The organism is Paludibacterium yongneupense DSM 18731, assembly GCF_000422925.1.
In the GTDB taxonomy this organism is placed as follows: domain Bacteria; phylum Pseudomonadota; class Gammaproteobacteria; order Burkholderiales; family Chromobacteriaceae; genus Paludibacterium; species Paludibacterium yongneupense.
This window is the reverse complement of the sequence record NZ_KE383957.1, coordinates 117,825-140,298: the sequence shown is the minus strand read 5'-3', so window position 1 is coordinate 140,298 and position 22,474 is coordinate 117,825. Positions and strand designations below refer to the sequence as shown.

General features: G+C 64.0%; 19 protein-coding genes. 13 read left to right on the top strand and 6 right to left on the bottom strand.

Annotated features, from left to right (window positions below; genetic code table 11):
* The 3 genes from G520_RS0115100 to G520_RS0115085 all read left to right on the top strand — a co-directional run.
* Nucleotides 1-777 (top strand): hypothetical protein (locus G520_RS0115100; protein ID WP_028536375.1); only part of this gene is annotated, 777 nt, incomplete at its 5' end.
* Nucleotides 778-880: 103 nt separating this feature from the next.
* The gene (locus tag G520_RS24090; RefSeq protein WP_051229439.1) at nt 881-1,597 is read left to right on the top strand and encodes an RHS repeat-associated core domain-containing protein; all 717 of its coding nucleotides are present in this window, start codon (nt 881-883) and stop codon (nt 1,595-1,597) included.
* Between the two features lie 693 nt (nt 1,598-2,290).
* Entirely contained in the window at nt 2,291-4,453 is a 2,163-nt protein-coding gene (locus G520_RS0115085; protein ID WP_051229438.1) for a sigma 54-interacting transcriptional regulator, read from the top strand.
* 66 nt (nt 4,454-4,519) lie between these two features.
* Here G520_RS0115085 and G520_RS23030 read toward each other — a convergent pair whose 3' ends face one another.
* Nucleotides 4,520-5,707, bottom strand: a complete 1,188-nt coding sequence (locus G520_RS23030) for a methyl-accepting chemotaxis protein (RefSeq protein WP_051229437.1) — start codon at nt 5,705-5,707, stop codon at nt 4,520-4,522.
* A gap of 210 nt (nt 5,708-5,917) precedes the next feature.
* Here G520_RS23030 and G520_RS23025 point away from each other — a divergent pair, with 210 nt between their 5' ends.
* A complete protein-coding gene (locus G520_RS23025; RefSeq protein WP_051229436.1) occupies nt 5,918-7,033 on the top strand; it encodes an FUSC family protein in 1,116 nt (371 codons plus the stop codon).
* 15 nt (nt 7,034-7,048) lie between these two features.
* Here G520_RS23025 and tldD read toward each other — a convergent pair whose 3' ends face one another.
* Genes tldD through G520_RS0115060 form a run of 3 tightly spaced genes read right to left on the bottom strand, consistent with a single transcriptional unit; the run spans nt 7,049 to nt 13,109 of the window.
* Nucleotides 7,049-8,491, bottom strand: a complete 1,443-nt coding sequence (gene tldD, locus G520_RS0115070; RefSeq protein WP_028536372.1) for a metalloprotease TldD — start codon at nt 8,489-8,491, stop codon at nt 7,049-7,051.
* Between the two features lie 11 nt (nt 8,492-8,502).
* A complete protein-coding gene (locus tag G520_RS0115065; RefSeq protein ID WP_028536371.1) occupies nt 8,503-9,312 on the bottom strand; it encodes a carbon-nitrogen hydrolase family protein in 810 nt (269 codons plus the stop codon).
* Nucleotides 9,309-13,109, bottom strand: coding sequence for a YhdP family protein (locus G520_RS0115060; RefSeq protein WP_246542755.1), 3,801 nt, complete (start codon nt 13,107-13,109; stop codon nt 9,309-9,311). The genes G520_RS0115065 and G520_RS0115060 overlap by 4 nt, the downstream gene beginning before the upstream one ends.
* Before the next feature lie 56 nt (nt 13,110-13,165).
* On the opposite strand from G520_RS0115060, the gene glnE reads away from it, so the two are divergent.
* The 5 genes from glnE to G520_RS23015 all read left to right on the top strand — a co-directional run bounded on the left by glnE (nt 13,166) and on the right by G520_RS23015 (nt 18,763).
* Nucleotides 13,166-15,838 (top strand): bifunctional [glutamate--ammonia ligase]-adenylyl-L-tyrosine phosphorylase/[glutamate--ammonia-ligase] adenylyltransferase, encoded by a 2,673-nt coding sequence (gene glnE, locus G520_RS0115055; RefSeq protein WP_028536369.1) that lies wholly within the window; start codon nt 13,166-13,168, stop codon nt 15,836-15,838.
* Between the two features lie 89 nt (nt 15,839-15,927).
* A complete protein-coding gene (locus tag G520_RS0115050) occupies nt 15,928-16,851 on the top strand; it encodes a branched-chain amino acid transaminase (protein WP_028536368.1) in 924 nt (307 codons plus the stop codon).
* Nucleotides 16,852-16,892: 41 nt separating this feature from the next.
* Nucleotides 16,893-17,093, top strand: a complete 201-nt coding sequence (locus G520_RS0115045) for a zinc-finger domain-containing protein (RefSeq protein WP_028536367.1) — start codon at nt 16,893-16,895, stop codon at nt 17,091-17,093.
* A 63-nt stretch (nt 17,094-17,156) separates the two neighbouring features.
* Nucleotides 17,157-18,179, top strand: coding sequence for a lipopolysaccharide heptosyltransferase II (gene waaF / locus G520_RS23020; protein ID WP_036666381.1), 1,023 nt, complete (start codon nt 17,157-17,159; stop codon nt 18,177-18,179).
* Between the two features lie 23 nt (nt 18,180-18,202).
* Nucleotides 18,203-18,763, top strand: coding sequence for a TetR/AcrR family transcriptional regulator (locus G520_RS23015; RefSeq protein ID WP_246542753.1), 561 nt, complete (start codon nt 18,203-18,205; stop codon nt 18,761-18,763).
* Here the strand turns inward: G520_RS23015 and G520_RS0115025 are convergent.
* Nucleotides 18,749-19,276, bottom strand: coding sequence for a lipocalin family protein (locus G520_RS0115025; protein ID WP_028536365.1), 528 nt, complete (start codon nt 19,274-19,276; stop codon nt 18,749-18,751). The genes G520_RS23015 and G520_RS0115025 overlap by 15 nt on opposite strands.
* A 112-nt stretch (nt 19,277-19,388) precedes the next feature.
* Here G520_RS0115025 and G520_RS0115020 point away from each other — a divergent pair, with 112 nt between their 5' ends.
* On the top strand, nt 19,389-19,946 hold the full coding sequence (locus G520_RS0115020; protein WP_028536364.1) for a hypothetical protein: 558 nt from the start codon (nt 19,389-19,391) through the stop codon (nt 19,944-19,946).
* A gap of 10 nt (nt 19,947-19,956) precedes the next feature.
* Here the strand turns inward: G520_RS0115020 and G520_RS0115015 are convergent, their stop codons facing one another.
* On the bottom strand, nt 19,957-20,157 hold the full coding sequence (locus G520_RS0115015) for a hypothetical protein (RefSeq protein WP_028536363.1): 201 nt from the start codon (nt 20,155-20,157) through the stop codon (nt 19,957-19,959).
* Nucleotides 20,158-20,297: 140 nt separating this feature from the next.
* Here G520_RS0115015 and trxB point away from each other — a divergent pair, with 140 nt between their 5' ends.
* From trxB to G520_RS0115000, 3 genes are all read left to right on the top strand, one after another.
* A complete protein-coding gene (trxB, locus tag G520_RS0115010) occupies nt 20,298-21,251 on the top strand; it encodes a thioredoxin-disulfide reductase (RefSeq protein ID WP_028536362.1) in 954 nt (317 codons plus the stop codon).
* 3 nt (nt 21,252-21,254) lie between these two features.
* Complete coding sequence (locus G520_RS0115005; RefSeq protein WP_028536361.1) at nt 21,255-21,872, top strand: Smr/MutS family protein; 618 nt, start codon at nt 21,255-21,257, stop codon at nt 21,870-21,872.
* A 98-nt stretch (nt 21,873-21,970) separates the two neighbouring features.
* Nucleotides 21,971-22,423 (top strand): peroxiredoxin, encoded by a 453-nt coding sequence (locus G520_RS0115000; protein WP_028536360.1) that lies wholly within the window; start codon nt 21,971-21,973, stop codon nt 22,421-22,423.
* Nucleotides 22,424-22,474: the final 51 nt, after the last annotated feature.

Here is a 22,474-nt window from a genome sequence, read left to right as displayed (position 1 = left end):
ACCGCCGACGTGCTCGGCATCGCCTCCGCCTCGCTGGAAGAAACCGATCCGCAGGCCGCAGCCGCACTCGGCTGGGCGTCGCTCGCCACGGGCATCGTCAGCGCCGGGGCGGGCGGCATGGGCTACGCCCAGAGCAAGAGCAGAAGCAAAGCCCCTCAAGCCACAGCGGGCAAGAATGCCAATTGGGATGCGCAGACCTTTTTTACCTTGGAAACCGTTACCGATGGAGAAAGCAAACTCACTGTCGGTGGCTACACCAACAATTATCGCGGCAAAGGAGAACCCGCCATTCTGACGCATGGTACGTATACCAGAGCAGAGGGGCCAAAGCTGATCTATGCCTCTGGTTTCGGCTCCGTCGAGCAGTATAAAAACGGCAGTTTCGGCCAAGTCCGAGCACCTTTCGATTTCGTGGAGCAAGCGACGCCTGAGCGCTTCGTCGATCTGCTGAGAGAACGAAATAACATAGATCTCAGGGCCGTCGGCGGCAATACGGGCACCGCACCGCTAAGGTTACTCGCGTGCCATGCAACCAAAGGGGGTCGTAACTCGGCAGCAAAACGACTGGCCAAAGCGACAGGCCGCGTTGTTTACGCCTATAGCGACTACCGGATATCGACAAGAGACTCTGTGGCCGCAATAGACGGTAACCCATCGGCGATCGTCAGCGGTCCCAGCGGAGGCTGGAGAGGAACAGCTCTCATCTTTCGCAACCTGTTGAGAGGCCGCGCCCCCGAATTTTCCGGTCAGTTGAACAAGAAAACTTTTTCCCCTTGATAAATCCTTTTCATCAGAAGGCAACACCGTGGCTTCAAGACACGCCTTCCTGTTCTTACTCAAGGAGCCAACCATGCCACTGTAACTCACCGCCACCGATGCCATGAACAGCGTGTTGCTGACCCTGAGCGGCGGACCCTCCGCCCTCGCCACGATCCCCGGTTTCAACGGCGAGAGCCAGGATCCGGCCGGCACCCACTACCACCTCGGCAACGGCTACCGCGCCTACAGCCCCACGCTGATGCGCTTCACCTGCCCCGACAGCCTCAGCCCCTTCGGCGCTGGCGGCATCAACCCCTATGCCTACTGCGACGGCGACCCGGTCAATCTCGCCGACCCCAGCGGCCATATGAGCGCCCAGGCCGGCGTCGGCATCGCGCTGGGCGTATTCGGCATCGTGCTCGCCATTTTCACCGCCGGCGCCTCGATCGCCGCCGCAGGCGGCGTGATGGCCGCCATCGCCGCCGCCTCGCTGGAAGAAACCGATCCGCAGGCCGCAGCCGCGCTCGGCTGGGCGTCGCTCGCCACCGGCATCGTCAGCGCGGGGGCGGGGATCACCAGCTATAAAGGAGGAGCCGGGGCAAAACGACACAACGATGGGCTGGGCATGAACCGACGAATGTCAGTCACTCGCGACGCGGACGATTCCAGGCATGTCACAGCGCAACAACCCAGTGCAGATGTGATCAAGTTCAACACATCGCGCGGCGGCCCGGTGGAACACGCAGCGGCAACCTCCCTTGGCGCCGGCACCCCGGAAACGCCACCGCGCCGCTCGCCGGCCTCCACGAGCAGGCGCAAGGCTCCCGGCCCACCTTGATGCAGCAGCCCCTTGAGCATCGAGGAACGATGCTACGGGAAAACGCCGGGACAGCCCGGCTTGGCCGCACGACCCGCAGCCGGGTCATGCCCCTCGAAACGCCAGAGGCCCATAACATCGGCAACATTCCAATGCCGACATCGGCCGCATCCGGACAATCCGCCCGCCTCCTTGCTGCCAGCAGCACTATCTCCGGCATGCAAAACGCAGTCGGTAATGTCATTAAATTCCGCCCCCTGCGCGCGCAGGCAACGGCATTCGGAATGCCCCAGGCATTCTGCTACCTCAACTCCGTCTCATCCGGCCCCACGTCACAAACTTCCGCCATAGCCGTTCTCACCGTAATCAGTCTGCTCGGTTTATTCACTTGAGCGATCAAGCCCGCCGGCCACGGGCTTGCCCCACAACCGGCCGCGCCATGACACGCCCGTGGCCCGGCACTCGCCCCCGGCGGGAGCCGAAACGCAGGGCATCCGCCCGTATTCGCGGCCGGGGCAAGAGCCACTCGCAACAGACCGCGGCACCGGCAGCGAGCAGAAGCCGGCGCTCGGCGGCCAGGCACCTCTCCACCCTTTGCGCCGCGTCAAACCCGGCCCATGCAGGACATTTCGAGCACGCTGCAATTCCAGTACACTGGCACCCAGCATAGGCCGGGCCGCATGGGCGGACCGGCGCTGTCACCGAAAAGCCCTCATGGTCGAGTTGCACACACAGCAGGACGCCGGCATCGCCCAGGCCTGGCAAGACGTCCTGATCCGGGTATCGCAGACCGTTCTGACCCAGCGCGACGCCGCCTCGCTGCTGGCCGCGCTGTCCGAGCGGTCGATTGCCATCGTGCAATTCGACCGGGTCAACCTCATTCTGCTCGACGACGACAGCGTTACCCTGCTGGCCCGCGACGCCTCGGGCGCGGCGACCCGTCTGAACGACACCCGGCTGGCCACAGGGCCGGCCGCGCGCGTGCTCGCCGAACAAGTCGCAGTCCACTACGACGCGGCCGGCTGGCGGCGCGAGCACCCGGATCTGGCGGCCTTGCCGCCCTACCACGGTCTGGGCGCCTACTGCCAGATTCCGCTGACCACGCCCGCACAACGCCTCGGCGGCATCGAGTTCATCCGATACGACGAGGCCCCGTTCTCCGCGGCCGAGGTCGCGTTTCTGACGCAGCTGGCCGGCATCGCCGCGATTGCGGCGGAAAACCTGCGCGACCGCGACCGGGCACAGGAACAGGAAGAACAGTTGCGCCTGGAACGCGATTACTTCCATATTCTGGTCGACGTGACCAATACCGTCATTTCCAAGCTAGAAACACGCGAGCTGGCAAGCGAGCTCGCGTTCGCCGTACACCGGTTTTTCGGCATCGATTTCATCAGTCTCGACCTGTGCCTGAACGAAGGTCAGCGGTTGCAAAGCCACTCGGTATTGTTCCAGCCCGATCGCGAGCCCTTGCGTGCCAGCCGCGAAGTGGCCTGGGACGGCTCCTTGTCGGGCCGGGTCGCGCAAAACGGCACGCCGCTGCTGGCCGATCGCAATGAGATGGAAAAGCTCGCGCTGACTTACGAGCATGTGTCGCAGTTGACGGCACAGGGCTTCCAGGCCTCCTGTACGCTGCCGCTGGTCGCCGGCAACTCGGTGCTCGGCGCCTTGCATCTGGCCCACGGCAGCGCCGCGCCTTTCTCGCGCGACAGCCTGCTGCTGCTGCAGCAAATCGCGGCGCGGATCGCGATCGCGATCGACAATGCGCTGGCCTACGAAGAAATTTCGCGGCTCAAGGACCGGCTGGCCAGCGAGAATCATTATTTGAGCGAAGAAATCCGCAGCCACAGCGGTTTCGGCGAGATCGTGGGCGAAAGCGCTGCAATGGCGGCGGTTCTGGAGCAGGTCGACATGGTCGCCGCCAGCGACTGTACCGTCCTGATTCTCGGCGAGACCGGCACCGGCAAGGAATTGATCGCGCGTGCCATCCACCAGAAAAGCGCGCGCAGCGGCAACACCATGGTCAAAATGAACTGCGCCGCCATCCCCGCCGGCCTGCTGGAGAGCGATTTGTTCGGTCACGAGCGCGGCGCCTACACCGGCGCCACCGGGCAGAGACTCGGTCGCTTCGAACTCGCCAATCACGGTTCGCTGTTTCTGGACGAGGTCGGCGACATTCCGCTCGAGCTGCAGCCCAAGCTGCTGCGCGTGCTGCAAGAACGCGAAATCGAACGTCTGGGCGGCAGCAAGGTGATTCCGGTCGACGTGCGCGTGATCGCGGCGACCAATTGCGACCTGCGGCAGATGGTCGCCGAGCGGCGCTATCGCAGCGACCTCTACTACCGGCTCAATGTGTTTCCCATCGTCGTTCCGCCCTTGCGTGAACGCCAGGGCGATATCCCCTTGCTCGCCCGCTTTCTCACGCAGAAAATCGCGCGCCGCATGAACCGCACGATCGAACATATTCCACAGCAGACGCTGGACGCGCTATCGCGACTGTCCTGGCCGGGCAATGTCCGCGAGCTGGAGAATGTGATCGAACGCGCGGTCATTCTCAGCCGCGGCTCGACGCTCAATCTGCCGCTGACCGAGTTGCAGCATCATCTGGAACCGGTGTCGTGGAAATCGCAGCCGACGGCAGCGCCCGCCCCCCTCGGGCACCGGTCCCCGTCGCCCGCAGCGCCGGACGATGAACGCGAACGCATCATCCGGGTGCTCAAGGAGACCAACGGCATCGTTGCCGGCCCCAAGGGCGCCGCCGCCCGTCTCGGGCTCAAGCGCACGACCTTGCTCTCGCGCATGCAGCGCATGGGCATTTCGGTCAAGTCGATAGCCGATGACGAAGGCGGCGGACTGACGCAGGACGACGACAACTGGTAAAACGACAGCGCCCCCGGCGGCACCCGGCAAACCGGGCAGCGGCGGGGGCGCAGAACATGCGACGGATCAGTCGTGGGAGAAGTCGGCCGCGCGCAGGTTGAGCTTGTTGGCCAGTTCCAGCAAGGTGCTCGATGTCGTGCGCAACTGGTTGACGGTCTCGATATTGGATTCGGCCATTTTCGCGGCGTGCTCCACCTTCTGAGCGAGATCGAGGCTGGCCATGCGCTGTTCGCGCAAGGTGCCGTTGATCGATTCGATCGACTTGACCACGCTCAGCGAGCTCTGCTGAATCCCCTGCATGGACTCGGCACTCTGCTCGGCCCCCTGGCTCACGTTGAGCACGCTTTCCAGGCTTTGCTGCATGCTCTCGACCACCGTACCGGCATCGGACTGGATGGTATTGATCATGACCGTGATTTCTTGCGCCGAGACCGCGCTGCGCTCGGCCAGCTTGCGCACTTCGTCGGCGACGACGGCAAAGCCGCGGCCGAACTCCCCGGCACGGGCCGCCTCGATCGCAGCATTCAGTGCGAGCAGATTGGTCTGGTCGGCCACATTGACGATCACCCCGACGATATTGCCGATTTTCTCGACCTGCCCGGTCAGCGCTTCGATGCGCTGCGAGGTTTCCTGCACCTTGTCCGCCACAAAGCGCATCTGCTCGGACGAGCGCATGACATCCTGCACCCGTTCGCTGGCCGTCTCGCCGGCTTCCTTGGCCATGCGCGAGGCCTTGCCGGAACTGTTGGCCACCTGATTGATACTGACGGTCATCTCTTCGATGGTCGCTGCGGCCTCGCGGGTGGAGTCGGCCTGCTGCTGGACGCTGCCGGTCACCTGTTCGGTCATGCCCGCAAGCAGATGGGCGGCATCCGTCGCATCCTGGGCGCTTTGCTGAACCTCGCTCACCAACAGCCGCAATTTGGCGCGCATCTGCAGCACATGGTCGACCACGGCGCCAAATTCGCCATCGGCCGCGCCGGCCTGGACGCTGTCGTCACCGAGATCGCCGCGCTCGAGCGCATCGAGCAGGGACAGGATTTTTCGCACCGGTCTGGCAACGCGCGCGCTGACGAAAACACCCAGCGCCGCACTGACGACGATGGCAGCTCCGAGCGCGAACCATCCGGTCGAATCGCTGCCCCCAGGGGCCGGCGCCGTTATAATGATAGTGGCCACCGCAGCGGCCATGACCAGGATTACACCCCCAAAACCGAGCAGGATCTGCTGTCGAACAGAAGAGTTATAGTGCATGCCACCTCCCAGATGGTCGCTATTATGTACTTGCCCTCACATTCTACTGAGCCGCATTCGTCGCGCTGGCGTTTTTTCAAACCGCTTGTGGCATATCAACTGAATGGTCTTGCCCGGATAGAATACAGCTCATTCTAAACGAGATTGCGTGTAGTCATGCAATTACAAAACAACCATTTAAATTACGATCCAGATATGATGTAGTATGGCATGCACGCCCCGCCGATCAACCCTCTGCGACCGCCGGATCTGACGATAATGATATCGCGCCGTTTCCCTTTGCACCTGACCGTATCCCCCCGCTTTCTGCACCGCCATCATCTCTATTTGCATGCGCTGCGCGTTGCGGCGGCCTACGCCTGCTCGCTGTTATTGAGTCTGCTGTTTTCGATCCCGCACGGCGAATGGATGGCGATCACCATTTTCGTGGTGATGGGGGGGCTGCCCCACGTCGGCAGCGTGCTGAACAAAGGCCGGCAGCGCGCGCTGGGAACCCTGGCCGGATCGATCGCCGGCATGATATCGATCTGGCTGTATGCGCGTTCACCCCTGCTCTGCTACGCGTTCATGACGGTGGTGGCCTTGCTGTCGGGGTATTTCGCGCTCGGCCGCGACGGGTATATCGCACAACTGGCCGGCATCACCCTGGCGGTGGTCGCCGGCCTCGGCGACAGCCCGCTCGACATGGCGCTATGGCGCTCGGGCAATGTTTTCGCCGGGGTTGCGCTGTCGATGCTGTTCGCACGGCTGCTGCCCTTGCGCGCAACCGACAACTGGAAGTATCTGCTGGCCGACAACTTGCACGATTGCGCAGGCTTGTTCGACCGCATCGCACGACTGGAAAACGAGCATTTGTACCAGGAGATATTCGACCGGCTCAATCAACGCCTGGTACGGCAACGCAGCCTGATGGCCGCCATGCACAAGGAAATCGCGCTCGACGGCGGCCAGCTCGAGCAGCTGCACCGCACCCAGCGCGGGATCATCAGCACGCTCGAGCAGATGGATCTGGTCAGCCGTGGCAGCCAGCATCAGGAAGAACTGGAATGCATGCGCCAGCAGTTCGCCGGCGAGCAGGTGGAAGCGATGTCGATACTGGAATTATTGTCGCAGGCACTGAGCAACGACTGGCCGGAGGTGCTCGATCAAATCGAGGCCATGCCGTTCACCACGCACGAGGCCGCCCCGGACGACGAGGCGACGCGCAGTTTCGACGCCCAGGGCTATTACTGGCTGAACGTGCAATTGCTGCGCCAGGTGTGGCATCTGCACGGTCTGGTACGACGCAATATGGAACGTTGGAGCTCGACAAAGCCGGCGCCGTAAGCGCCGGCCCCGCCATCAGCCGCCCGTGCCGCCCACGGTCAGGCCGCCATCGATGCGCAGCGTGGGCTGACCGACCCCCACCGGAATGCTCTGCCCTTCCTTGCCGCACACCCCGACGCCCGCGTCCAGCGCGAGATCGCTGCCGACCATGCCCACATTATGCAGCACGTCCGGCCCGTTGCCGATCAGCGTGGCGCCCTTGACCGGATAGCTGAGTTTGCCGTTTTCGATACGCCAGGCTTCGGAGGCGGAAAAGACGAATTTTCCGCTGGTGATATCGACCTGGCCGCCGCCAAAATTCACCGCATACAGACCATCCTTGACCGAAGCAATGATTTCCTGCGGATCATGACTACCAGCCAACATATAGGTATTGGTCATGCGTGGCATCGGGATATGCGCATACGACTCGCGGCGGCCGTTACCGGTCGGCGCCACCCCCATCAGGCGCGCATTCATCGCGTCCTGCATATAGCCCTTGAGAATGCCATCCTCGATCAGCACGGTGTTCTGCGACTGCACCCCTTCGTCGTCGATAGAGATCGACCCGCGGCGTCCCGGCAGGGTACCGTCATCGACCACGGTGACGCCAGGCGCCGCCACGCGCTGACCGATGCGCCCGGTAAAGGCCGACGTTCCCTTGCGGTTGAAATCCCCCTCCAGCCCGTGGCCTATCGCTTCATGCAGCAGCACGCCGGGCCATCCCGGCCCGAGGACCACCGTCATCTGCCCGGCCGGTGCGGGACGGGAATCGAGATTGACCAGCGCCTGGTTGACCGCCTGACTCACATAGCGGTCGATGCTTTCGTCATCGAAGTACCCGAGATCGAAGCGCCCGCCCCCGCCGCTCGCGCCCTGCTCGCGGCGGCCGTCCTGTTCGGCGATCACGTAGACCGAGAGTCGCGACAGCGGACGGATGTCACAGGCGCGCACGCCGTCCAGCCGCGCCAGATAAATCACATCGTATTCGGTCGACAGACCGGCCATCACCTGGATCACGCGCGGATCCATCGCGCGCGCGCGACGTTCGACTTTTTCGAGCAACGCCACCTTGGCCACCGCGTCGAGGCTCGCGGCCGGATCGATGGCGGGATAAAGCGCGCGCCCCGTGCTGCGACGGCCGACATCGACGCGGCCGACGCCCCCCTGGACACCGATCGCACGCACGGCATCGGCGGCCCGCGTCAATGCTTCGACACCGATATCATCGGAATAGGCAAAGGCGGTCTTGTCGCCGGAAACGGCGCGGATACCGACGCCCTGATCGATGCTGAAGCTGCCCGACTTGACGATGCCCTCTTCCAGACTCCAGCTCTCGCTGCGCGTGTACTGAAAATAAAGATCGGCGTAATCGACGTCATGCTGCGCGATGCGCGCGAGCGTGGCATCCAGCTCGGCGTCGCCAAGAGCGTAGGGGGAAAGCAGCAGATCTCCTGCTACAGAAAAATCGTCATGCATGGCGTTGTCTTTCACTCCAGTACGCGATGAGCGAGCGCCGGCAGGCGCGTGCGTATCGATTGGATCAAGTTCGGGTCTATCGTGGCCAGCACCACGCCCTCGCCCTTTTCAAGGCAGGACACGATGCGCCCCCAGGGGTCGACGATCATGCTGTGGCCATGCGTTTTACGGCCGTTCTCGTGTTCGCCGCCCTGCGCGGACGCGAGAACATAACATTGGTTTTCGATGGCGCGCGCGCGCAGCAGCACCTCCCAGTGCGCCTCGCCCGTCGTCGCGGTAAAGGCGGCGGGCAAGACCAGCAGGTCGAAAGGCACGAGCCGCCGGAACTGTTCGGGAAAGCGCAGATCGTAACACACGCCGAAAGCCAGTTCGCCCAGGTCGATATCGACCTTGAGCGGCTCGCGCCCGGGCGCGATGGTGTCGGCTTCGGCATAACGCTCGCCGAGGCCGGAAAAACCGAACAGATGGATTTTATCGTAGTGCGCGATACGGTGCCCGTGCGGGTCGAACAACAGCAGGCTGTTGAGCACGCGTCCCGGCTCACCGCTCACCAGCGGCAGGGTTCCGGCCGCCAGCCAGATTCCGTGCCGCGCCGCCATCTGCGACAAAGCGGTCTGCAGCGGGCCGTCGCCAAGCGTTTCGGCCAGCGCCAGCTTGTCGGTGTCGCGCGCGCCCATCAGGCAGAAATACTCCGGCAGCACCACCAGGCGGGCGCCGGACGTCGCGGCTTCCGCCACCCAGTGCTGAGCGCGCTGCAGGTTCGTGCGCCAGTCGGTACCGGACACCATCTGCACGGCGGCGGCAAGGTAGGGCTGCTTCATTTGGTGGCTCCCAGTTTCTTGACGACCGGCTCCGTCAGCGACCCGGTCACGAGATAGTCTACCGAGAAAATCTTGCCAAAGGGGTCTTGCAATACTTTCTGCGCGGCGAGAGCCGCGACCCCGATCACCGGATTGATCAATGCCGCCCCGGTTGCCAGCGCGACGCTCTCGGCGATATGCGGTTCAACATGCACGCGCAGTTGTTCCTGATCGGTCCCCAGGTTGACACTGCCCTTGATCGACACGTCGGCGGCCGGCCCCTTCATCGCCAGATTATCGCTTGCGAACACGCCGGAGGTGACCACCGCGCTGCCCTTGAGCTCGTCGAAAGCGAAGCCCTCGCTGAAGACATCGGTAAAATCGAGCCGGATGCGGCGCGGCAACGACTGCAGGCTCAGCACGCCGAGCAGGCGCGCCACCCCGGGGTCGACCCTGGCAAAGCGGCCGTTCTTGAGGTCGAGGTCGATACGACCGGAGACCCGCGCCACGTCGAAGTCGGGCAAGGCGCCGGGCCAGCGCAAATCGGACACCACCCGCCCCTCGCCCTTGTAGAAGGTATCGCGATAGCCGAAACGATCGAGCAGCTTGCCGACATTGCCGCTTTCGATGCTGAAATGGCTGTCCACCGACGGCGTCGTGGTCACCGAGCGCACGGTCAGCGAACCACTCAGGCGGCCATCGGGGTTGACCAGATTGACCGGCGCCATCACCCAATCGTCTTCGCCCTGCTGCCGCGCCGTCATTTCCAGACGTCCGAGCCGCGCACCATGCACGGAGAAATCGGCAATCTGAACATCCAGGGCGGGCAGGCGCGACAAACCGCTGTTAGCGCGCGTCAGCCCCCGTCGCGGCTCACGGCCGGCATCGATGGCCAGCCGCGACATCCGGGCACGCACGAGTCCGGCGCCGTTCGAGAAATAATCGATATCGCCGCCCATTTCCTTCGCCACAAGTGTCGCGTGCCAAGCGCCTCCGCCGGCACCGTGACTGAGCGCCATGGTCAAATCGTGCAACTGTATTTCGCCCCAGGTCAGCAGCGGCGTCTCCAGATCGAGTCTGAACTGGGACGGCGCCCCCTTGGGCGCCGTCCCAGGCAGCGCGATCCAGGGTTTGAGATCGATGCTTGGCGCCGCGACCCGCAGCGACAGGCCATCGGGGATCGACTCCTGCAGCGTGCGGCCGATCGCGACCTGCCCGGCCTGAATATCGCCGTTCCCGGCTAGATGGAAACGGCCGGCCGCCAGCGTCCCGACACTGAAGTCGAGCCGCAGCCCCGCACGCCCCGCATCCTGCAGATTCAACACCAGGGGCGCCGCCAGCGCCGCCGCCTTGCTGGCGGGCGCCGGCAGCGTGAGCGCCGTACCGCTCAGCGGCGACGTCACCTGCAGCGACTCGAGCCCCTTGTTCACGGTAAAGTGCGCCGAATAGGGCGACCGGCCGACCGTATAGGGCGCCAATTCAGGCACGTAGCGCTGCATGACCTTGCCGCTGTCGGCATTGCCATCGAGATTGAAGCGCATCGCGCCGCCTGCATCGCTGTCGGCCTTGAGGACAAAGGCGCCGCCGAAGGCATCGAAGTGCAGCCCCGGGCTGGACACGCCATGTTCGCTGAATGCGAGATGGCCGGTCACATGTTCGAGTTCGGGCAGGGGCAGGCGCGCAAAACGCAGCCCGTTGTCATCGAACCGGATGTCGCCGCGCACAAGGACCGGATCCTTGCCGGCGAGCGGAATCGTAAGACCGAGATCGAGTTTACCGCTGCCGGTCGCGTGCAGGGAGCCGGTGAAACCGTCGAGCCACCCATCGACCGGGCTCTTGCGGGTAAAGGCCAGCATGTCCTGCATGCGGCCGTTGGCCTGCCCGAGCACCTGCAGCTGCGGTTTGGCCGCCCCGAGGTCGGGAATCGTGACCTTGACGCCAGACAGGGGAACGCCGACGGTCGATACCGAGTTGCCGACGATTTCCATACTCTCGTTATGAAAGCGCAGGCTCGCATCGATACCGTCGAGCAAAGGCCAGCCGGGCTGGTAGGCGAGTTTGCCACCGCGCACCCTGCCCTGCACCAGGAATTCGCCCCCCCGCCCGCCGCGGAACGGGAAGCGATCGAGATCGCCGCTGAGCTTGAGCGTCGTCTGCGTCAGTTCTCCGCCGCGCAGGGCCTGGCGCAACCAGCTGATGGTATCGCGCCCAACGACATAGGGCATGTAATCCGGCACGCGAATCGCGTCGACACGTTCTATGCTCGCCGTCAAATCGATTTGCCCGGCGCCGGTGCCGACATAGCGGTAGTGCCCCGACAGCCGCCCGGCCAGCGCGGCATCGGAGAAGCGCACATCGCGAAAGTCGACGCTCACCCCATGCGGCACCACCTGCCAGGCGATATCGGCGTTCAGGGACGCGAAATCGAGCGGATGCGGGAACACCGGATCGATACGGACCTGCGACTTCGACATATCGAGCGTGAGGCGGCCGCCAGCCTGGTCGAAGTCGACACTGCCCGACACACCCGACACGCCCGGAATCGCGCCGAAGGTTTTCCAGGCAAGCTGGTTGAAGCGGGTGCTGACCCGATAGCGCGTCGGCGCTTCGAGATGGCCGCTCCACATGACTTTCACCGCCTGCAGGCGCCCGGATGGCGCGAAGCGGGCAAACAGCGGATTGCGATCGAGGCCGAGCCCGTGCACCAATGGCGTCAGGTGCAACAGATCGACGTTGTCCAGGCTCAACTCGCCGCCACCGCTTGCCCCGCCCTGCCAGGAGCCATGGATATGCGAATGCTCGAAAGCGATGCCGGTCGAACTCGACAGCGTCAGGTCGCTCGCGTCGATATCGTAGCGTTCGCCGTGGCGCGCGATATCGAGCCGCCCGCCGAAGACGGGGATCGCGACCGTGCCGGAAGAGGCCGTGGGAGCGGCATACAAGGCATTCTGCAGCTTGAAGTCGGCCGTGATGCGGTCGAAGCGACCGCCGCTGAAAGTCGCGTCGAGCGACCCGCGGCCCTCGCCGGTGCGCAGGGTGCCGAAGGAGGCCAGATACTGGCGCCAGGTTCCGGCCAGGGCGCCACTGATACGGCCTTGTATCGAACCGCTCCAGTGCACCCAGTCGCGCACATCGTCGCCGCGCCAGCGGACCGACAGTTCGACGCTGTTGCCGGGATTATCGGTCGGGCGTCCGGAGACCAGCAAGGTATGGCCGAACCACCCCCGCGTCAGCACCAGCCGACCCTGGTCGAGATTGATGCGGGGAAACCCGTTGTAGTCGTCCTGCCACCCGAGCCGCGCGTTATTGATTTCAATGCGGCTCTGACTGAGCAGAAGATTGCTCAGCCGTCCATCCGACGATTTGCCTGCATTGAGCGGAAAACCGTTCAGATACAGCAGATTGTTCCGCCCGCGCAGCAGTTCGATGCTGGGACCGTCCAGCTGGACCCGCGACAAGCGCGGGGAAAGCACCAGCAGGCTCTCCCACGAAGGCTTGGCACCGACATGCTCGAGCGTCAGGGCGCCGCCGCCCGGATTGGCGATGCTGAGCCCCGATATCTCCAGCAAGGGCGCCACGCCATCCCAGTACCCGGACAGCTTCGCGATCGCGACGCGACGGCCGGTCATCTGCGACAGATAGCTCTCAAGCGCAGGGCGGTAGCTGTCCAGCCGCGGCAGAAGCCAGTAGGTAAAAACGAGAAAAGCGAGCGCAACTAGAAACGCAGCCAGGCCCGAGAGCAGGGACAACGCCTTGAGCAGTCGTTTCAGAGTATGAACGACCGGCAACTGACGAATACCTTGAAAGCGTTTTTCCAAGAGGGACAAACCATTACAATGGTGGAATGAAACCGACATAGCCGGACGGACTCATTATGCCATCAAATGCCAGTCGTGCCATCGAGACGGCCAAGCATCATTCGTTTTATTTGTGTCGCCTGCTAGCCGCCGCTCCCGATCTTGCGCGCGAGCTGGAGCGGAATGTCGACACTCCCTTCGACCTGGCCCAGATGCAGGCCTGCGCGGATTGGGACGCACTGGCGACCCCCGAGGCACTGTCGCCCGCGCTGCGCGATTTGCGCCAGGCCTTCATGGCGCGCCTGATTGTGCGCGACATCGGCGGCATGGCCGACCTGGACGAAGTCGTGGGCGGGGTGAGCCAGTTGGCCCGCTTCTGTATCGAGCGCGCGCTGGATGTCGCTCAGCGCTCGCTCGCCCGCCATGGGCAGCCGATAGGCGAAGACAGCGGCCTGGCGCAGCAATTGATCGTGGTCGGCATGGGCAAACTCGGCGGCGACGAGCTGAATGCCTCGTCCGACATCGACCTCATCTTCATCTATCCGGAAAACGGCGAGACCGACGGCGAGAAATGCATCAGCAATCACGAGTATTTCGCCCTGCTCGGCAAGGCGCTGATACGCCTGCTGAGCGACTTGACCGATCACGGCCAGGTTTTCCGTGTCGACATGCGCCTGCGCCCCTACGGCGACTCGGGGCCGCTGGCCATGAGTTTCACCGCCCTCGAGAACTATCTGCTGACCCAGGGACGCGAGTGGGAACGCTACGCCTGGATCAAGGCGCGCGCCCTGTCCGGCGACGAGAACGGTCTGGCCGAGCTGGTGCGCCCCTTCGTCTATCGCAAATATCTGGACTACGGCGCCTATGGCGCCATGCGTGAATTGCACGCGCAGATCCGGCGCGAAGTCGCCCGCCGCGACATGGTCAACAATATCAAGCTCGGCCCGGGCGGTATCCGCGAGATCGAGTTCATCGCCCAGGTCTTCCAACTCATCCGCGGCGGCCGCGACAAGAGCCTGCAACTGCGAGGCACGCGCGCGACCCTCGCGCGACTGGGCGAGCTGCGCCTGCTCGAACCGGGCGCCGTCGCCGAGCTGCAGGAAGCCTACGCCTTTCTGCGCCGGCTCGAACATCACCTGCAATACACGGACGACCAGCAGACGCAGACCCTTCCCGACACGGATGAGGCACTCGAAAAACTGGCCCACGGGCTCGGCTTGCCCGACCGCGACACCTTCATGACGGAACTCGCCCGCCAGCGCCAGCGCGTGGCGCGGCATTTCGAACAGGTTTTTTTCCTGCCGACCGACACCGCCCCCGAGCACCCGCTGTATCCGGCCTGGCGCGACCTGGCCGAACACGACATCCGTCCGGCGCTGACTGCGCTCGGCTATCGCGACCCGGACGACGTTGCGCGCCAGCTCGAAGCGCTCGCGCGTTCGCAACGCTATCAGCAGATGCCGCAACTCAACCGCCGGCAATTCGATGCGCTGCTCCCCCCCCTGATCGAAGTCGCCGCCCGCTACCCGAACCCTGGCGCCACGCTGGGGCGCATCATCGGACTGATGGAGGCGATCAGCCGCCGCGCGTCCTATCTGGCATTGCTGACCGAATATCCGCAGACCTTGCAGCGTCTCGCTGCCCTATGCTCATCCAGTTCGTGGGTATCGACCTATCTGACCCGGCACCCGATCCTGCTCGACGAATTGCTCGACGCACGCGTACTGTACGCGCCGCCCGACTGGCCGGTACTGGCGCGGCAGCTGGAAGCGCAGCTGGACGGCCTCGATGGCGATGTCGAAGGCAAGATCGATATGCTGCGCCATTTCCAGCACGCGCAAGCCTTTCGGCTTGTAGCCCAGGATCTGGCCGGAATGTGGACGCTGGAGGCGCTGTCGGACGAACTGTCGCGCCTGGCCGACACCGTGCTGGCCGCCACGCTGCGCCACGCCTGGCTGGACATTCCTGCGCGCGAAAGCGACACCCCGCGGTTCGCCATCGTCGGCTACGGCAAGCTCGGCGGCAAGGAACTGGGCTACGCCTCCGATCTCGACCTGATTTTCCTGTACGACGACCCGGATCAGAATGCCGCCGAAATCTATTCGCGCCTCGCGCGCAAGATGATAGCCTGGCTCACCAGCGCCACGGCGGCCGGCCGCCTGTATGACATCGATCTGCGCCTGCGCCCCAATGGATCGAGCGGCCTGCTGGTCAGTAGCGTGCAAGCGTTCGAACGCTACCAGCGGCTCGACGCCTGGCCCTGGGAGCACCAGGCGCTGACCCGCGCACGCTTCATCGCCGGCGACGCGGGCATAGGCGAACGCTTCGCCGAAATACGCCACGCCATCCTCACCCTCCCGCGCGACGCGGAGCGTTTGCGCGCCGAAGTCCTGTCCATGCGCAGCCGTATGCTGGAGAGCCATCCGGCGCTCGAGCACGACGTCAAGCATGCGCGCGGCGGTATCGTCGATATCGAATTCATCATGCAGTACCTGATTCTCGGTCACGCCGCCGACTTGCCGGCGCTGACCGCCAACAGCGGCACCATCGCCTTGCTCGCTTGCGCGGCCGACGCAGGACTGATCCCGGCCGATCTCGCACGCGGTTGTCGCGACACCTACCGCCATTTACGCCGGCTGCAGCATGCGGCCCGCCTCAACGATCTCGACCGCGTCGACGTCGACGACGCCTTGCGCGAACGCTACCAGGCGGGAAAGCAACTGTGGCATGCGCTGTTTGGCCAGGAGTGAAGGCTGTTTTTCAAGCGTCGGGTTCACAAGCGCCGGGGCAACGGTATAATCGACACACATCATCTGAAAAAAATGCGGAGCAAACCGAGATGTCAATGTCCGATCGAGACGGCTTTATCTGGTACGACGGTGAAATGGTGGACTGGCGCGATGCCACGACCCATGTTCTGACCCACACGCTGCACTACGGCATGGGCGTGTTCGAAGGCGTTCGTGCCTATGAAACGCCGCGCGGCCCTGCGGTGTTCCGCCTCGGCGACCACACCGACCGCCTGTTCCGCTCGGCGCACATTCTCGGCATCAAGCTGCCCTTCTCGCGCGAGCAGATCAATCGCGCGCACCACGACGTGCTGAAGGCCAACGGGCTCAAGTCGTGCTATTTCCGGCCGATGGCCTTCTATGGTTCGGGCAAGCTCGGCGTGGCGCCGCCGGCAGACGACGTGCACGTGATCGTTGCCGCCTGGCCCTGGGGCGCCTATCTGGGCGAAGAAGGCATGGAGCGCGGCATCCGCGTCAAGACGTCCTCGTTCTCCCGTCATCATGTCAACATCACCATGTGCAAGGCCAAGGCCAACGGCAATTACATGAACTCGATCCTGGCCAATACCGAGGCCACCCGCGACGGCTACGACGAAGCGCTGTTGCTCGACGTCGACGGCTATGTGGCGGAAGGCTCGGGCGAAAACGTGTTCATCGTCCGCAAGGGCAAGCTGTACACGCCTGACCTGACCTCGGCGCTGGAAGGCATCACCCGCGACAGCGTGATCACGATCGCGGCCGAGATGGGGCTGAGCCTGGTCGAAAAGCGCATCACCCGCGACGAAGTCTACAGCGCGGACGAAGCCTTCTTCACCGGCACCGCCGCCGAAGTCACCCCGATCCGCGAGCTCGATGGCCGCCAGATCGGCGCCGGGCATCGCGGCCCGGTCACCACCGAAATCCAGAAACGCTATTTCGACAGCGTCAAGGGCCTCGATCCGGCCCACGAACACTGGCTGAGCTACGTAGAGTAAGACGCGAAGGGACGCTACGGCGTCCCGCGAGGACACAGAGCATGAGCGAACTCAAAGAAAACACCCGGCACGTGATCGAAGTCGCCGCCGCCGACCTGCCGCTGGTCTGCCCGATGCCGGACATGGTGCAATGGAACTCGCATCCCCGGGTTTTCCTGCCACTGGACCCAAGCGGCGAAGCGACTTGTCCCTACTGTAGCACCCGCTACAAACTGGTCGGCCCGCTCGGACACCATCACTGACCCCACCCCGGCGCGTCGGCACGGCCTGATTCGGCCCGTGTCGGCGCGCCTTGCCTGTGCGATATGAAAAAAATCCTGGTAATTGCCCCATCCTGGATCGGCGACAGCGTCATGGCTCAGCCTTTATACCGGCGTCTGCACGAGCGCCATCCCGGTCTGGAGCTGCATGTTTTCGCGCCGCAGTGGACGTTGCCGCTGCTAGCACGCATGCCGGAAGTTGCACGCGCCCATCTCAATCCCTTCGGACACGGAGCATTGCAACTGTCGGCGCGCTGGCGCGTGGGACGCACACTCGCGCGCGAGCATTTCGATCAGGTGATCGTGCTGCCCAACTCGCTCAAGTCGGCACTCATCCCCTTGTTTACCGGCAGCCGCCGCCGCACCGGCTTTATCGGCGAATCGCGCTACGGGCTGCTCAACGATGCACGCGAGCTGGACGAAAACCAGTTGCCGATGATGGTCGAACGCTTTTATGCGCTGGCCGAGGACAAGCACCAGCCCATCGTGCGCCCTATCCCCGCTCCGCACATCACGATATCCGCCGCCAGCCAGGACGCGACGCTCGCCGCCTTCGGCCTGAGCCGCGAACGCCCGATAGCCGCCTTCTGCCCGGGGGCCGAGTATGGCCCCGCCAAGCGTTGGCCGGCCCGCCATTTCGCCGAACTCGCACGCCGCTTCGAGGCGGCCGGCATCGCGGTCTGGCTGTTCGGCTCCGGCAAGGACCGCGAAATCGCAGAGGAGATCGCAGCCCTCTCCGGCGCGGCGGTCAATCTTTGCGGCAAGACCGGGCTCGACCAGGCGATAGACCTGATGGGGCTGGCCGACATCGCCATCTGCAACGACTCCGGCCTCATGCATGTCGCGGCGGCGCTCGACATCCCGCTGGTCGCGCTTTACGGTTCCTCCAGCCCCGATTTCACTCCGCCCTTGTCCCGACATGCGACCATCGTGACACTGGGACTGGACTGCAGCCCCTGCTTCGAGCGCAGCTGCCCGCTCGGCCATACCGACTGCCTGGAGAAAATGGAGCCGCAGCGTGTCTGGCGCGCAGCGCAGGGTTTGCTGCCCGGGGTTCTCCCGCAATGAGGCCGCATGGCGGGGACCGACGCATGGAACTGGTGCGCGTGGCGGCACGCCTGTTTCGCGATCACGGTTTCGAACGCACCACGGTACGCGACCTGGGCGAAGCGATAGGCATGCAGTCGGGGAGTCTGTTCTATCACTTCCGCAGCAAGGACGACATCCTGACCGCCGTCATGGCGCTCGGCATCAGCAGTACGACCGAGAAGCTCGAACAGGCTCTCGCGCAGGCCGGCGATGCACACTCGCGGCTGGCCGCCCTGTTTCACGTCCATCTGAATTCGCTGCTGGGGGACAATCAGGCGGCACTGGAGGTCATGCTCTACGAATGGCGCAGCGTCGCGGCCACCGAACGAGCGGGGCTGATCGTGCTGCGCGACCGCTATGAAGCGCTCTGGCAGCAGGTGCTGGATGAGGCCGCTGCCGCCGGCTTGATCAAGACCGACACGCGCCTGCTGCGGCGGTCGCTGCTGGGCAGCCTGCACTGGACCGTACACTGGTATCGCCAGGACGGCGGGCTGTCGGTGGACGAACTTGCCGAGCGCATGCTGGCGCTCGTACTGCGGGATCAGCATTCAATGCAGGTCTGATGCATCGCGGGCGGCATGCGCGGTATCGATCCGGCGCGCATGCACGAGTGCTTCGACTTCGACACCGAGCGCGGCAAGCCGCGCCACCACGTCGCCGACCAGATCGGCGGCCGGGTCGGGGGTGGCAAAAAACACCATCACGTCGTCGAGGCCATCGGCGCCGACAACGAGATAGCGGTTACGGGGGTCGGCCAGCAACACCCGTTCCCGGTGATAGAACGGCCAGATCGAGTAGACTTTCCAGCTCAGCGCGCCACCGCTTCCGGTCGCTTCTTCGTCGCTGCGCCGCATCGCTCCCTCGCCATCGCGGCACTGGCGCAACACTTCTATGCCTGCCGCCGACGGCCAGAGGATCAGCACGGTCGCTTGCGCGCACTCCAGTGAATTCGCTGCATGATAGTGCGCCCACTCGTACCAGGTGCCATACGGCGCGCGCCCGGCGCCGGCGTCGCCCGCCAGCGCCACATTCAGCGCCAGGGCGGCGCCCAGTCCTGCCAGCCACACCCCGCTCATCGCTCTTCCTTTACCTTCCCGGAATACTCGCCCGTCGTCGCGCAAATTAACGCCGCTATCCTTATGAATTTATACTAGAATTACATCGACTATCAGTGTAGGACAGCTGGCTATGAATGTAAGCTCAATCAATGCCTTGCCGAACGACACCTATGCCGCACAGGCGTCGAAAAACGCAGCGCAAAAGCAACAGACGGCGACCCGCGAAGACAGCGCCACAGACATCGCGGCCCAAACGACGGCCGTGCAGGCGCAAGCGGTGCAGCAACAGCAATCGCAAAGCACCCAGAACACAAACCGGGTCGCCAGCGAATTGCAGATGCAATTGACGGCAACCCAGGTCAGCATAAGCGCACAGACCGCGCAGTCCGTCGCCCAGGTCGGAACACGCTCCGACACCACTCGCACGGCCAATGCGGCGCAAGCCCCTGCCCGCTCGCGCGCCGACATGGAAAGCCAGGCCGAAATCCCGGCGCAGCAAGCCGCGCAAGCGGATCGCGCGCAAGAAGAACGTGCGGCACAAACCCGAGCCAGCGAACGCAGCGCCCAGAATCAGCGCGAAGCCGAACGCCTCGATGCGAGCCAGAGCCAGGCCGTGAACTCCTACCAGGCCACTCAGCAGTTGCTACAACCCCCTCGTTACAACGCCATGACCAAAACACAGGCCTGAGCGGGACCGCTCAGGCCTGGACATCGACGTTTTGTCCTAGCGTCGACAGGTTGACGGCCGCAGTCTGCTGCATCGTCGCAACCGCGCCATCCACCAGCGACAACACGCTTTCCGCCTCCAGGTTCTCCGCTGTCTTCAGCACCCTGACCTGTACCCCGCCGTAGCCTGTTGCAGAAGCGACCTGATTTGCTGCCTGTCCCACCGGATCCATATCACACCTCCCGCTCATTCCGTTCTGTCCGCCCCGTGCAGGCGCAACACGCATTTTTCATGCTAGGTCTTGAAATGCGCGATGTCAGGCTAAACTGTTAGAATAGCAACGCATACGACCATAAAAAACAGGAATCCATGATGAGTACACCACGCCACAGTCCGCTACTGATCCTTGGCTCCGGTCCGGCCGGTTATACCGCTGCCGTCTACGCCGCACGGGCAAACCTCAAGCCCGTCATCATTACCGGTATGGCCCAGGGCGGGCAGCTGATGACGACGACCGAGGTCGACAACTGGCCGGCAGATGCCGACGGTGTCATGGGCCCGGCGTTGATGGAGCGCTTCCAGCGCCATGCCGAGCGCTTCGGCACCGAAATCCTGTTCGATCATATTCATACCGCCCTGCTGACCGAAAAACCGATCCGCCTGATCGGCGACTCGGGCGAATACACCTGCGACGCGCTGATCATCGCCACCGGCGCCTCGGCCAAATACCTTGGACTGCCGTCGGAACAGGCCTTCGCAGGCAAAGGCGTATCGGCCTGCGCGACGTGCGACGGTTTCTTCTACCGGCAACAGGACGTTGCGGTGGTCGGCGGCGGCAATACCGCCGTCGAGGAAGCGCTGTACCTGGCCAATATCGCGCGCCACGTCACGCTCGTCCATCGCCGCGAGACCTTCCGCGCCGAAAAAATCATGATAGACAAGCTTCAGGAACGCGTCGCCGAAGGCAAGATCAGCCTCAAACTCAATCGCAGCGTGGATGAAGTCCTCGGCGACGACAGTGGCGTCACCGGTCTGCGCGTGGCGACGGCAGACGGCACATGCGAAGACCTGGATCTGACCGGGGTTTTCATCGCCATCGGCCACCAGCCCAATACCGAAATCTTCAAAGGCCAGCTCGAAATGGATGCGACCGGCTACCTGATCACGCAGGGCGGACACCAGGGCAACGCAACCGCCACCAACATCCCCGGTGTTTTCGCTGCAGGCGACGTACAAGATCACATTTACCGCCAAGCCGTCACCAGCGCCGCCTCCGGCTGCCAGGCGGCACTCGACGCCGAACGCTACCTCGATCAGCTGAAATAAATCTTGAAGCCCTTGCATGACCCGCTCAAGGCGCTCGCGCGACGACTCGCGCGCGAGCGCCTAGAAGCCCCCGCCCCCGTCCAGACACCGGCTCCGGAGCCGGAGCCCGATTTTCGCACCCTGTTCGCCGACGTGCGTCCGCTCAAGGACACGCGCCAGGCGTGGCCGACCGCCTCGCATCCCCCGCCGCGACGCCGGCCGCAGCAAGCGACGGCACCGTTGACGGAAGATGCCGAGCGGGCGCGGCTACGCGAGATGGCGGGCTGGTTCGAACCGGCGGAAGACTATGACAGCTTCTGCCGCGACGGCATGCCCTCTTCCACGCTCAAGCGCCTGCGCGCCGGACACTGGCCCTGCATCGCCCAACTCGACCTGCACGGCCACGACCGTTATCAGGCGCAAGACGCGCTATTGGTGTTCCTGCACCATGCGCAACGGCGCGGGCAGTGTGTGCGCATCATTCACGGCAAGGGCTTCGGTTCCGGCGGCGAACCGGTTCTCAAGCGCATGGTCCGTATCTGGCTCAGGCACCATCCCGGCATTCTGGCCTACTGCGAGGCCTCGCCGCTGCACGGCGGCAGCGGCGCCTTGTGGGTATTGTTGCGGCGTGGCATGCCTTGAGTGCCATTTTTTTTCGACCGCCCCATGTCCTGCGGCAGCGCTCTGCGCTACCCTAGACAGTGAGACGGATTCATCCATAATCGTCACAGGAGCAAGGCATGCCCGATCACAGCTGCCCCGACTTCGTTCTGCCGGCGACTTCCGGCACCACGTTCTCCCCCGCCACCGCCGGCAAACCGCTCGTCATCTACTTTTATCCCAAAGACAATACCCCCGGCTGCACCAACGAAAGCATCGCCTTTCGCGATCTGCACCCCGAGTTCCTGGCGCTCGGCGCCGACATCGTCGGCATCTCGCGCGACAGCCTCAAGTCTCACGAAAACTTCAAGAGCAAATTCGGTTTGCCCTTCGAACTGGCCAGCGATACGGAAGAAATCGCCTGCAATCTGTTCGATGTCATCAAAATGAAAAGCATGTACGGCAAACAGGTGAGGGGCATCCAGCGCAGCACCTTCGTCATCGATGGGAGCGGACAGTTGATCCGCGAATGGCGCGGCGTGAAAGTGGAAGGTCACGCTGCGGAAGTGCTGGAGTTCGTGAAAACACTTTAACCGCGCGGGTCCGGCCATCCTGGCCGGACCGCGTGCTGACAAGGGGACAAT